A 12,774-nucleotide genomic window follows, 5' to 3' on the forward strand; every position below is an offset into this window, starting at 1 on the left:
AGGTTGCAGATAGAACTGACGAAGTCAGTAACATATACGTACGGCAAGGCAACGTTGACGCGGTTTGAAGAGATTTTCGAAGAGTTTCAAACATATGCAATGATTCCTGAAAGAGTACAGTTAGGAGAGGGTTATGCCGATTCGAATTGATAAAAAATTACCAGCTGTTGAGATTTTACGGACAGAGAATATCTTTGTCATGGATGATCAACGTGCAGCCCACCAAGATATCCGTCCCTTGAAGATTTTAATTTTAAATCTCATGCCACAGAAAATGGTCACAGAGACCCAGTTGTTACGCCATTTGGCCAATACACCTCTACAACTGGATATTGATTTTCTCTATATGGAGAGCCATCGTTCTAAGACAACTCGTTCAGAGCACATGGAGACCTTTTATAAAACTTTTCCTGAAGTTAAGGACGAGTATTTTGATGGGATGATTATCACGGGTGCTCCAGTTGAGCATTTACCATTTGAGGAAGTGGACTATTGGGAGGAATTTAGCCAGGTGCTTGAGTGGTCCAAGACCCATGTCTATTCGACCCTTTATATCTGTTGGGGGGCTCAGGCTGGTCTTTATCTGCGTTATGGAGTGGAAAAATACCAGATGGACAGTAAGTTATCGGGTATTTATCCTCAGGACACTTTAAAAGAAGGGCACCTTCTTTTAAGAGGCTTTGACGATAGCTATGTTTCCCCTCATTCTCGGCACACGGAGATTTCTAAGGAAGAGGTCTTAAACAAAACCAATCTCGAGATTTTATCAGAGGGTTCTCAGGTTGGGGTTTCGATTTTGGCTAGTCGTGATTTGCGTGAAATTTATAGTTTTGGGCATTTGGAATATGACCGTGATACCTTGGCAAAAGAGTATTTCCGAGATTGTGATGCAGGTTTAGATCCTCATATTCCAGAAAATTACTTTAAGGATGATGATGTCAATCAGACGCCTTGTCTTTGTTGGTCTTCATCGGCAGCCCTCTTTTTCAGTAACTGGGTAAATTATGCAGTCTATCAGGAAACCCCTTTTGACTGGAGAAAAATAGAAGATGATGCATCTGCATTTGGGTATTTATAAGAGGAATTATGACATATTTAGACGCTTTTAAATCAGGGAACTTGGTTTTACCGAGTGCCCTGCTCTTGCATTTTAAGGAACTCTTTCCTTCTAGCGACGATTTTCTGGTTTGGCAATTTTTCTATTTGCAAAATACGACAGGCTTAGAAGAAATGTCGCCAAGCCAGATTGCTGAAAGGATTGGCAAGGAAATTTCGGATGTCAACCAGTCCATTTCCAATCTGACGGAGAGGGGACTTCTCCAGTATCGTACTATCGAATTAAATGGCGAAATCGAATTGCTTTTTGATGCTAGTTTGGCTTTGGAACGTTTGGATGACTTGCTTGGAGCTATTGCTTCGAGTTCAGACCAGTTGATACCTCAAAATCATCTTAAGGATTTGGTGGAAACCTTCCAGCAGGAGTTGGGACGCTTGTTGACGCCTTTTGAGATTGAGGATTTGATGAAGACACTAAAGGAAGATGGAACCAGTGCTGACTTGATTAAGGAAGCTCTTCGTGAAGCTGTTTTGAATGGAAAACCAAACTGGAAGTACATCCAGGCGATTTTGAGAAACTGGCGACATGAAGGTATCAAAAGTGTGGCTCAAATCGAGGCTAAGCGGGCAGAAAGAGAAGCAAGCAATCCTCAGTTGACACAGGTATCGGCAGATTTCAGAAATGCTATGGATCTCTGGAAGGATTAATCCATGTCAGCAGGCTTGAAATCCGAGTAAGATTTGCAAGCTGTGTCTAATTGTGATAAAATAAATAGAAAATAAATTGAAAAAAGAGGTATGTGAAATGTCACGTAAACCATTTATCGCTGGTAACTGGAAAATGAACAAAAATCCAGAAGAAGCTAAAGCATTCGTTGAAGCAGTTGCGTCAAAACTTCCTTCATCAGATCTTGTTGAAGCAGGTATCGCTGCTCCAGCTCTTGATTTGACAACAGTTCTTGCTGCGGCAAAAGGTTCAAACCTTAAAGTTGCTGCTCAAAACTGCTACTTTGAAAATGCAGGTGCCTTCACTGGTGAAACAAGCCCACAAGTTTTGAAAGAAATCGGTACTGACTACGTTGTTATCGGTCACTCAGAACGCCGTGACTACTTCCATGAAACTGACGAAGATATCAACAAAAAAGCAAAAGCAATCTTTGCAAACGGTATGCTTCCAATCATCTGTTGTGGTGAGTCACTTGAAACTTACGAAGCTGGTAAAGCTGCTGAATTTGTAGGTGCTCAAGTATCTGCTGCATTGGCTGGATTGACTGCTGAACAAGTTGCTGCATCAGTTATCGCTTACGAACCAATCTGGGCTATCGGTACTGGTAAATCAGCTTCACAAGACGACGCACAAAAAATGTGTAAAGTTGTTCGTGACGTTGTAGCTGCTGACTTTGGTCAAGAAGTTGCAGACAAAGTTCGTGTTCAATACGGTGGTTCTGTTAAACCTGAGAACGTTGCTTCATACATGGCTTGTCCAGACGTTGACGGTGCCCTTGTAGGTGGTGCGTCACTTGAAGCTGAAAGCTTCTTGGCTTTGCTTGACTTTGTAAAATAATCAGTAAGTAGCAAAAGCTAGGTGGAACAGCATTCAGATGTCTGTTCCATTTTTTATAGGAGAGGAAAGATTGAAAACAAAATTTGTATGTATAGGGCTAGCAAGCCTTTGCTTACTTGGCGTAAGAGTTTCAGGAATTGCGGCAGATGAAACAAGTGGAAGCACAGTTTCAGAAAAATCTAGTCTATCAACAGGAACTTCATCAACTAGTAGCAATGAACAGAGAAACAGTGTCTCTGCCCACTGGGATGGAGATTATTATGTAAAGGCTGATGGTTCTAAAGCTCAAAGTGAATGGATTTTTGATAATAACTACAAAGCTTGGTTTTATCTCAAATCAGACGGTCGTTATGCTCAAAATGAGTGGCAGGGCAATTACTACCTGAAATCAGGTGGCTATATGGCTCAAAACGAGTGGCTTTATGATAATAATTACAAGAGTTGGTTTTATCTCAAGTCAGATGGGGCTTATGCTCATCAAGAATGGCAATTGATTGGAAATAAGTGGTACTACTTCAAGAAGTGGGGTTACATGGCTAAAAGCCAATGGCAAGGAAGTTATTTCTTGAACGGTCAAGGTGCCATGATGCAAAATGAATGGCTTTATGATCCAGCCTATTCTGCTTATTTTTATCTCAAATCCGATGGAACTTATGCTAACCAAGAGTGGCAAAAAGTGGGCGGCAAATGGTACTATTTCAAGAAGTGGGGCTATATGGCTCAGAATGAGTGGCAAGGCAACTACTATTTGACTGGAAGTGGTGCCATGGCGACTGATGAAGTGATTATGGATGGCGCTCGCTATATCTTTGCGGCCTCTGGTGAGCTCAAAGAAAAGAAAGATTTGAATGTCGGCTGGGTTCACAGAGATGGTAAACGCTATTTCTTTAATAATAGAGAAGAACAAGTTGGAACCGAACATGCTAAGAAAGTTATTGATATTAGTGAGCACAATGGCCGTATCAATGATTGGAAAAAGGTTATTGATGAAAATGAAGTAGATGGTGTCATTGTTCGTCTAGGTTATAGCGGTAAAGAAGACAAGGAATTGGCGCATAACATTAAGGAGTTAAACCGTCTGGGAATACCTTATGGCGTCTATCTCTATACCTATGCTGAAAATGAGACTGATGCTGAGAATGATGCTGAACAGACCATTGAACTTCTGAAGAAATACAATATGAACTTGTCTTACCCTATCTACTATGATGTTGAGAACTGGGAGTATGTGAATAAAAGTAAGCGTGCTCCGAATGATACAGGTACTTGGGTTAAGATTATCAACAAGTACATGGAGACGATGAAGCAGGCGGGTTATCAAAATGTGTATGTCTATAGCTATCGTAGTTTATTACAGACGCGTTTAAAACACCCAGATATTTTAAAACATGTAAACTGGGTAGCGGCCTATAACAATGCTTTAGAATGGGAAAACCCTCATTATTCAGGAGAAAAAGGTTGGCAATATACCTCTTCTGAATACATGAAAGGAATCCAAGGGCGCGTAGATGTCAGCGTTTGGTATTAAGCTCTGATTAGAAAGAGGGATGTGATAGTAGCACCCTCTTTTTCTTTGTTTTATGATAGTTTATCCTCGAGTAAATTCAAGAACTTGCTCGGAAATGAATCTTATACTCAATGAAAATCAAAGAGCAAACTAGGAAACTAGCCGCAGGCTGCTCAAAACACTGTTTTGAGGTTGTAGATAAGACTGATGAAGTCAGTAACTATATCTACGGCAAGGAGACGTCAGCGTGGTCAGTTCTACCTGCGACCTCAAAACTTGTACTTTGGTTAAGCTGGGTTTAGTTTCCTAGTTTGCTGATGGATTTCCATTGACTATAAGCATCCAGACCTCTTTTTCGTCTTCTAAAGAATTCTTAAATTATCAGTCTATTGCAACTTTTCTCATGTGGGTCATTTGGCTTGCTATTGTCTTTCCTTAGTAGTATACTAAGGTAGTAATCATTAAGAAGTGGTTACATAAAAATAATGAATGAGGTAAAAACAATGGTAGAATTGAAAAAAGAAGCAGCAAAAGATGTCGCAACATTAACAAAAGCAGCGCCAGTAGCATTGGCAAAAACAAAGGAAGTTTTGAATCAAGCTGTTGCTGATTTGTACGTAGCCCACGTTGCTTTGCATCAAGTGCACTGGTACATGCGTGGACGCGGTTTTATGGTATGGCATCCAAAAATGGATGAGTACATGGATGCTCTTGATGGTCATTTAGATGAAATCAGTGAACGATTGATTACACTCGGTGGTAAACCATACTCTACTTTGACAGAGTTCCTTCAAAACAGTGAAATCGAAGAAGAAGCTGGTGAATACCGCAATGTTGAAGAAAGTTTGGAACGTGTCCTTGTTATCTACCGTTACTTGTCAGAACTTTTCCAAAAAGGTTTGGATGTTACTGATGAAGAAGGTGATGATGTGACAAATAGTATCTTCTCAGACGCTAAAAATGAAACGGATAAAACAATCTGGATGCTTGCCGCAGAACTTGGACAAGCACCTGGTTTGTAAGAAACAAGGCAACATAGATAAATCTGTAGGAAATTTCTTACAGATTTTTTCTATTTTGTAAGCTATTCCAAACCAGTCTTTTTTTGAGTTTTTTGATAAAATAGTACTATCAGTAAAAAGGATGGAAGCATGACTAAGAAAATCGTAGCTATTTGGGCCCAGGATGAAGAGGGTGTGATTGGTAAGGATAATCGTCTGCCTTGGCATTTGCCAGCAGAACTGCAACATTTCAAGGAAACAACTCTGAATCATGCTATCTTGATGGGGCGGGTAACCTTTGATGGGATGGGACGTCGCTTGCTTCCACAACGGGAGACCTTGATTTTGACACGTAACACGGAAGAAAAGATAGATGGGGTTGCTACTTTTCAGGACGTCCAGTCTGTTCTCGACTGGTATCAGGCTCAAGAAAAGAATCTCTACATTATCGGTGGGAAGCAGATTTTTCAGGCTTTTGAACCCTACTTAGATGAAGTAATTGTCACTCACATTCATGCTCGGGTGGAGGGAGATACCTATTTTCCTGAGGAGTTTGACTTATCTCTTTTTGAGACAGTTTCAAGCAAATTCTACGCCAAAGATGAGAAGAATCCTTATGATTTTACCATCCAATATCACAAGAGAAAGGAAGTCTAATGGAACGGAGTTTATTTGGTTTATTCACGGCTTTTCTGTGTTTCATCTGCCTTCTGGCAGGAGCACAGGCTTTTCGTAAAAAGCGTTACGGGCTTTCTATCCTCCTTTGGTTAAATGCCTTTACCAATCTGGTCAATAGTATTCATGCTTTTTACATGACCTTATTTTAGATAGAATGACAGTATAGAATGGAAGGAAATCATGTCTACAAATAGAAAAAATGATATGATGGTTTATTGCTCATTTTGTGGCAAAAACCAAGAAGAAGTACAAAAAATAATTGCTGGGAACAATGCTTTTATTTGTAATGAATGCGTGGAGTTGGCTCAGGAAATCATTCGAGAAGAATTGGTTGAGGAAGTCTTGGCAGACTTGTCTGAGGTGCCAAAACCAATCGAACTCCTCCATATCTTGAACCACTATGTAATCGGTCAAGATCGTGCCAAGCGTGCCTTGGCAGTGGCGGTTTATAACCACTACAAACGTATCAACTTCCACGATACGCGTGAGGAGTCAGAAGATGTGGATTTGCAGAAGTCAAACATTTTGATGATTGGCCCAACTGGTTCAGGGAAAACTTTCCTTGCCCAGACCTTGGCTAAGAGCTTGAATGTGCCTTTTGCGATTGCGGATGCGACAGCTCTTACTGAGGCTGGTTATGTGGGTGAGGACGTGGAAAATATTCTCCTTAAACTCTTGCAGGCTGCTGACTTTAATATCGAGCGTGCAGAGCGTGGGATTATCTACGTGGATGAAATTGACAAGATTGCCAAGAAGAGCGAGAACGTATCGATCACACGGGATGTTTCTGGTGAAGGGGTGCAACAAGCCCTTCTCAAGATTATCGAGGGAACTGTTGCTAGCGTGCCGCCTCAAGGTGGACGCAAACATCCGCAACAAGAAATGATTCAAGTGGATACTAAAAATATCCTCTTCATCGTGGGTGGTGCCTTTGATGGTATTGAAGAAATTGTCAAACAACGTCTGGGTGAAAAGGTTATCGGCTTTGGTCAAAATAATAAAGCAATTGATGAAAACAGCTCTTACATGCAAGAAATCATCGCAGAAGATATTCAAAAATTCGGTATTATTCCAGAGTTGATTGGACGCTTGCCTGTCTTTGCAGCCCTTGAGCAATTAACGATTGATGACTTGGTTCGTATCTTGAAAGAGCCAAGAAATGCCTTGGTCAAACAATATCAAACCTTGTTATCTTATGATGATGTCGAGTTGGAATTTGACGACGAAGCTCTTCAAGAGATTGCCAATAAGGCCATCGAACGGAAGACAGGGGCGCGTGGTCTTCGCTCCATCATCGAAGAAACCATGCTAGATGTCATGTTTGAAGTACCGAGTCAGGAAAATGTGAAATTGGTTCGCATCACAAAAGAAGCTGTCGATGGAACGGATAAACCAATCTTGGAAACAGCCTAGAGGTGACTATGGAAATCAATACACATAATGCTGAAATCTTGCTCAGTGCAGCCAACAAGTCTCATTATCCGCAGGATGAACTGCCAGAGATTGCCCTAGCAGGGCGTTCAAATGTTGGTAAGTCTAGTTTTATCAATACCATGCTGAACCGTAAGAATCTGGCTCGTACGTCAGGGAAACCTGGGAAAACTCAGTTGCTCAACTTCTTTAACATTGACGACAAGATGCGCTTTGTGGATGTGCCTGGCTATGGCTATGCCCGCGTTTCCAAAAAGGAACGTGAAAAGTGGGGGCGCATGATTGAGGAGTACCTAACGACTCGAGAAAATCTTCGTGCAGTGGTCAGTTTGGTGGATCTCCGTCATGACCCGTCAGCAGATGATGTGCAGATGTACGAATTTCTCAAGTATTACGAGATTCCGGTTATCATCGTTGCGACCAAGGCGGACAAGATTCCTCGTGGTAAATGGAACAAGCACGAATCAGCAATCAAAAAGAAATTAAACTTTGACCCAAGTGACGACTTTATCCTCTTTTCATCTGTCAGCAAGGCAGGAATGGATGAGGCTTGGGATGCAATCTTAGAAAAATTGTGAGGAAAAGAAAATGGCAAAAACAATACATACAGACAAGGCTCCAAAGGCTATCGGACCCTATGTTCAAGGAAAAATCGTTGGCAACCTTTTGTTTGCTAGTGGTCAAGTTCCTCTCTCTCCTGAAACTGGAGAAATCGTTGGAGAAACGATTCAAGAACAGACAGAACAAGTCTTGAAAAACATCGGTGCTATTTTGGCAGAAGCAGGAACTGACTTTGACCATGTTGTCAAAACAACTTGCTTTTTGAGCGATATGAACGACTTTGTTCCTTTTAACGAGGTTTACCAAACGGCCTTTAAAGAGGAATTCCCAGCTCGTTCAGCAGTAGAGGTAGCTCGTCTTCCTCGTGATGTAAAAGTCGAAATCGAAGTCATCGCAGAGATTGGATAAGCTAGTTGAAGTTTGGTGTTGCCAAACTTCTTTTGATATAAGGAGAAAAAGATGACAAAGAAACAACTTCACTTGGTGATTGTGACAGGAATGAGTGGTGCAGGCAAAACTGTAGCCATTCAGTCCTTTGAGGATTTGGGTTATTTTACTATTGATAATATGCCGCCAGCTCTCTTGCCTAAGTTTTTGCAGTTGGTGGAAACAAAGGAAGACGATCCTAAGTTGGCCTTGGTAGTGGATATGCGTAGCCGTTCTTTCTTCTCGGAGATTCAAACTGTTTTGGATGAGTTGGAAAACAAGGAAGAACTGGACTTTAAAATTCTCTTTTTGGATGCAGCTGATAAGGAATTGGTCGCGCGTTACAAGGAAACCAGACGGAGTCACCCACTAGCTGCAGATGGTCGGATTTTGGATGGAATCAAGCTGGAACGTGAGCTCTTGGCGCCTTTGAAAAATATGAGCCAAAATGTGGTGGATACAACTGAACTCACTCCTCGTGAGCTACGTAAAACCATTGCAGAGCAGTTTTCAGATCAAGAACAAGCCCAGTCTTTCCGTATCGAAGTCATGTCTTTCGGCTTTAAATATGGAATCCCAATTGATGCAGACTTGGTTTTTGATGTGCGCTTTTTGCCAAATCCCTACTACCTTCCAGAGCTGAGAAACCAAACGGGTGTGGATGAACCTGTTTATGACTATGTCATGAATCATCCTGAGTCAGAAGATTTTTATCAGCATTTATTGGCCTTGATTGAGCCGATTTTGCCAAGTTACCAAAAGGAAGGGAAGTCTGTTTTGACCATTGCCATGGGTTGTACAGGTGGACAACACCGTAGTGTGGCTTTTGCCAAACGCTTGGCGCAGGACTTATCTAAGGATTGGCCTGTTAATGAAGGGCATCGCGACAAAGACCGAAGAAAGGAAACGGTAAACCGTTCATGAGAAAACCCAAGATAACGGTGATTGGTGGAGGGACTGGGATCCCCGTCATTCTTAAAAGTCTGCGTGAAAAAGATGTGGAAATCGCTGCTATCGTAACGGTAGCGGATGATGGTGGTTCATCAGGTGAACTCCGAAAAAATATGCAGCAATTGACACCGCCAGGTGATCTTCGTAATGTCCTTGTGGCCATGTCAGATATGCCTAAGTTTTATGAGAAGGTCTTTCAGTACCGCTTTTCTGAGGATGCAGGAGCTTTTGCGGGTCATCCATTGGGTAATCTCATTATAGCTGGCCTGTCAGAAATGCAGGGTTCGACCTATAATGCCATGCAGTTACTGAGCAAATTTTTCCATACAACTGGGAAGATTTATCCTTCCAGTGACCATCCTTTGACCTTGCATGCAGTCTTTCAAGATGGGACAGAAGTGGCTGGAGAGAGTCATATCGCAGACCATCCAGGCATGATTGACCATGTTTATGTGACCAATACCCTCAATGATGATACGCCTCTGGCCAGTCGTCGAGTAGTGCAGACCATTCTTGAAAGTGACATGATTGTCCTAGGGCCAGGTTCCCTCTTTACCTCGATTTTACCTAATATCGTGATTAAGGAAATTGGGCAGGCGCTTTTGGAAACCAAGGCAGAAATCGCCTATGTCTGCAATATCATGACCCAACGTGGGGAGACGGAACACTTTACAGATAGCGACCATGTGGAAGTCTTGCATCGTCACCTTGGTCGACCTTTTATCGACACTGTCTTGGTGAATATCGAAAAAGTTCCTCAGGAATACATGAATTCTAACCGTTTTGATGAATACTTGGTCCAGGTGGAACATGATTTTGCTGGTCTTTGTAAGCAAGTTCCGCGTGTGATTTCATCCAACTTCCTTCGTCTGGAAAATGGGGGTGCCTTTCACGATGGAGATTTGATCGTGGATGAGTTGATGCGGATTATACAGGTGAGAAAATGAGTTTCACAGTAGCAGTAAAAGAAGAAATCCTAGGTCAGCACCATATAAGCCGACATGAATTATCTGCCATTATCAAGATGTCTGGTAGCATCGGTCTCTCGACCTCGGGCCTGACCTTGTCTGTCGTGACAGAAAATGCCAAACTGGCTCGTCACCTCTATGAGTCCTTTCTCCATTTCTATGAAATCAAATCAGAAATCCGACACCACCAGAGGAGTAATCTTCGTAAGAATCGGGTCTATACTGTCTTTACTGATGAAAAGGTGCAGGACTTGTTAAGTGATTTGCACTTGGCTGACTCTTTCTTTGGTTTGGAAACAGGTATTGATGAGGCGATTTTATCGGATGAGGAAGCAGGTCGTGCCTATCTCTGTGGTGCCTTCTTGGCAAATGGCAGCATTCGTGACCCTGAGTCAGGTAAGTACCAGTTGGAAATCAGTTCTGTTTATCTGGACCACGCGCAAGGGATTGCCTCCCTTCTCCAGCAGTTTTTACTGGATGCCAAGGTACTTGAGCGCAAAAAGGGTGCTGTGACCTATCTCCAGCGTGCCGAAGATATTATGGACTTCTTGATAGTCATCGGAGCCATGCAGGCGCGTGATGATTTTGAGCGGGTTAAGATTTTACGAGAAACCCGTAACGACCTCAATCGGGCCAATAATGCCGAGACAGCTAATATTGCTCGGACAGTTTCTGCCAGCATGAAGACTATCAACAATATCAGCAAAATCAAAGATATTATGGGCTTAGAAAATTTGCCAGTAGATTTGCAGGAAGTAGCGCAGTTGCGGATTCGGCACCCAGACTACTCTATCCAACAGTTGGCAGATAGCCTCAGCACCCCTCTGACCAAAAGTGGTGTCAACCATAGACTTAGAAAGATAAATAAATTAGCCGATGAATTATAACGATATAAAGCAACCCCTTGAATTATCAATATCTTCAAGGGGTTTTGTTGTGTTGTGAAATCAAAAAGGGGCAAAAAAGGGGCAGAATTAAAAAATAGTATCTAATTTATTGACCAGTTTATCCTCCATATCCTCAGTAGTATGAGAATAGATTTCCAAAGTCATCTTTGCATTTGAGTGTCCAACTCGATCCATTATTGATTTTATTGGAAGGCCAGACTCTGCTAAAAACGAAATATGAGAATGCCTAAAAATATGGCTAGATAAGTTTTTTTCTATTTTAGCCTGTTTTCCATATTTTTTTAATATCTGTATGAAGCAAGCTATTGTTGTAGGTTGATTCCATTTTTCAAAACAGAAAATATAATCATCGCTTGACAATGGCTGGAAACGTTCGCTAAGTCGTACTATTTGTCTTTGAATAGCTTCTATGACACTCTCTGATACTTTGATTGTCCGTATTGAATTTGTAGTCTTTGGTAGCGTCTTGATTTTGTTTACTGAATCAAAATTACCTGTGATCTCAATTTTGTTGTTTTCGAAGTCTATATTCTTCAGTTGTAAGGCAGTTAACTCACCATATCTCATACCAGTTAATGCCAGCACAAGAACCATATCAGCGTACTTTTGGTGATATTCTCGACGATTAAGGACATCGACAAGTGCTTTTATTTCTTGCATGGTGAGAAAGTTGTTACGTTTTTTTTCCAGTTCTTCTAAAGTCTTTGGTTTTTGAGGAATCGTAGTATAATCGACCTCGTTATTTTCAATGTAAGAGTATTGAACGGCGTAATTAAAGATACCTCTGAGCCTATGCCGTACTTTTTTAGCTGTAATATATCCGTTGCTTTCAATAATTTTTTCAATAGCCTCTTGAAGAAAACGCCTGTCAAGATTAGCAAGTATGGTATCGGATGGTATGACTTCCTTCATCTTCTTATCAACTGATTTACAATTATGTTTTGTTGATTCCTTTACTGTTTGCGCCCATGATTTATAGAAAAGGTTATAGATTTCTTCAAATGTAATGCTTTCTACTTGTTTTGTGCTGAGTTTTTTATTTATCTTCTCTTGCAACAAGATAGCAGATTGATTTCTTGCCTGGGGAGTTTTCTTCTCCATCGTGACTGAAACTTTTTTTAATTTCTCAGTATATGGATCTTTATATCGCTCAAAAAATTTGTATTTTCCGTTGGGAAGTTCTTCCATCCACATTGTATTTACCTCACTTTTTTGATAAAATGGGTATAGTAAAGAGGGCTTTTAATGCCTTTTACTATACTGGATATCCTCACACTCAGAGTCGCCAAACTTTGCGAGTGTGGGGATTTTTTTGAGTTGTTTCCAAAATGGAAACAGTTGGCAGCTCGTCAGATAATAAAATAAGGTGTACCTCTTAGAAGTACACCAGACGATTTTATCCTTGACGAACAAGGCTTTTTTACATTCTTAGTGTATTTCTTTTTTTAATTTCTGTCAAACGTCAACTTATTTTAACGACTTATGTTTACTAGAATATGAAAAGAAAAGTAGTCGTATCAAATACGGCTACCATCACGTTATGGATCTAAAATCCAAACCTAAACTTTATGGAGCTAAACTCCTGATAGCTGTATTGTAATATAATTTTCAAAAAATATCAATTTTGCACAATAGACCTATGGGATGAGGTTGCTATTGGCGAATATGGGGGTGTTTTTGTTTATTTCAAGTATTTATAACTCAAAAAGGGAAGTAACAATTA

At 41.0% G+C, this 12,774-nt stretch carries 15 protein-coding genes; 14 read left to right on the top strand and 1 reads right to left on the bottom strand.

Annotated features, from left to right (window positions below; genetic code table 11):
• Positions 1–133 precede the first annotated feature (133 nt).
• The 14 genes from metA to whiA all read left to right on the top strand — a co-directional run bounded on the left by metA (position 134) and on the right by whiA (position 11,030).
• On the top strand, positions 134–1,078 hold the full coding sequence (gene metA, locus B4W83_RS05980) for a homoserine O-acetyltransferase MetA (protein WP_001122723.1): 945 nt from the start codon (positions 134–136) through the stop codon (positions 1,076–1,078).
• 8 nt (positions 1,079–1,086) lie between these two features.
• Complete coding sequence (locus B4W83_RS05985; RefSeq protein ID WP_000221595.1) at positions 1,087–1,764, top strand: DnaD domain-containing protein; 678 nt, start codon at positions 1,087–1,089, stop codon at positions 1,762–1,764.
• A 97-nt stretch (positions 1,765–1,861) separates the two neighbouring features.
• Positions 1,862–2,620, top strand: coding sequence for a triose-phosphate isomerase (gene tpiA, locus B4W83_RS05990; protein WP_000087893.1), 759 nt, complete (start codon positions 1,862–1,864; stop codon positions 2,618–2,620).
• Between the two features lie 37 nt (positions 2,621–2,657).
• A complete protein-coding gene (gene lytC, locus B4W83_RS05995; protein ID WP_007284876.1) occupies positions 2,658–4,148 on the top strand; it encodes a choline binding-anchored murein hydrolase LytC in 1,491 nt (496 codons plus the stop codon).
• 110 nt (positions 4,149–4,258) lie between these two features.
• Positions 4,259–4,429, top strand: coding sequence for a hypothetical protein (locus B4W83_RS13375; RefSeq protein ID WP_083022236.1), 171 nt, complete (start codon positions 4,259–4,261; stop codon positions 4,427–4,429).
• A 201-nt stretch (positions 4,430–4,630) separates the two neighbouring features.
• The gene (locus B4W83_RS06005) at positions 4,631–5,149 is read left to right on the top strand and encodes a Dps family protein (RefSeq protein ID WP_000229858.1); all 519 of its coding nucleotides are present in this window, start codon (positions 4,631–4,633) and stop codon (positions 5,147–5,149) included.
• Between the two features lie 129 nt (positions 5,150–5,278).
• Positions 5,279–5,785 carry a dihydrofolate reductase gene (locus B4W83_RS06010; protein WP_000162465.1) on the top strand — a complete coding sequence of 169 codons (507 nt, stop codon included), beginning with the start codon at positions 5,279–5,281 and terminating at the stop codon, positions 5,783–5,785.
• Positions 5,785–5,955 carry a hypothetical protein gene (locus B4W83_RS12960; protein WP_000442276.1) on the top strand — a complete coding sequence of 57 codons (171 nt, stop codon included), beginning with the start codon at positions 5,785–5,787 and terminating at the stop codon, positions 5,953–5,955. Before B4W83_RS06010 ends, B4W83_RS12960 begins: the two co-directional genes overlap by 1 nt.
• 31 nt (positions 5,956–5,986) lie before the next feature.
• Complete coding sequence (clpX, locus tag B4W83_RS06020; RefSeq protein ID WP_000106340.1) at positions 5,987–7,219, top strand: ATP-dependent Clp protease ATP-binding subunit ClpX; 1,233 nt, start codon at positions 5,987–5,989, stop codon at positions 7,217–7,219.
• A gap of 8 nt (positions 7,220–7,227) precedes the next feature.
• A complete protein-coding gene (gene yihA / locus B4W83_RS06025; protein WP_000405202.1) occupies positions 7,228–7,815 on the top strand; it encodes a ribosome biogenesis GTP-binding protein YihA/YsxC in 588 nt (195 codons plus the stop codon).
• 10 nt (positions 7,816–7,825) lie between these two features.
• Positions 7,826–8,206 (top strand): RidA family protein, encoded by a 381-nt coding sequence (locus B4W83_RS06030; protein WP_001140420.1) that lies wholly within the window; start codon positions 7,826–7,828, stop codon positions 8,204–8,206.
• Positions 8,207–8,257: 51 nt separating this feature from the next.
• The gene (gene rapZ, locus B4W83_RS06035; protein WP_000163064.1) at positions 8,258–9,148 is read left to right on the top strand and encodes an RNase adapter RapZ; all 891 of its coding nucleotides are present in this window, start codon (positions 8,258–8,260) and stop codon (positions 9,146–9,148) included.
• The gene (locus B4W83_RS06040; RefSeq protein ID WP_001231075.1) at positions 9,145–10,122 is read left to right on the top strand and encodes a YvcK family protein; all 978 of its coding nucleotides are present in this window, start codon (positions 9,145–9,147) and stop codon (positions 10,120–10,122) included. The genes rapZ and B4W83_RS06040 overlap by 4 nt, the downstream gene beginning before the upstream one ends.
• Positions 10,119–11,030: a DNA-binding protein WhiA gene (gene whiA, locus B4W83_RS06045; RefSeq protein WP_000011262.1), complete on the top strand. Its 912-nt coding sequence runs from the start codon at positions 10,119–10,121 to the stop codon at positions 11,028–11,030. The genes B4W83_RS06040 and whiA overlap by 4 nt, the downstream gene beginning before the upstream one ends.
• 87 nt (positions 11,031–11,117) lie before the next feature.
• Here whiA and B4W83_RS06050 read toward each other — a convergent pair whose 3' ends face one another.
• Positions 11,118–12,245 (bottom strand): tyrosine-type recombinase/integrase, encoded by a 1,128-nt coding sequence (locus tag B4W83_RS06050; protein WP_000266849.1) that lies wholly within the window; start codon positions 12,243–12,245, stop codon positions 11,118–11,120.
• Positions 12,246–12,774: the final 529 nt, after the last annotated feature.

The organism is Streptococcus pseudopneumoniae ATCC BAA-960 = CCUG 49455 (assembly GCF_002087075.1).
In the GTDB taxonomy this organism is placed as follows: Bacteria; Bacillota; Bacilli; order Lactobacillales; family Streptococcaceae; genus Streptococcus; species Streptococcus pseudopneumoniae.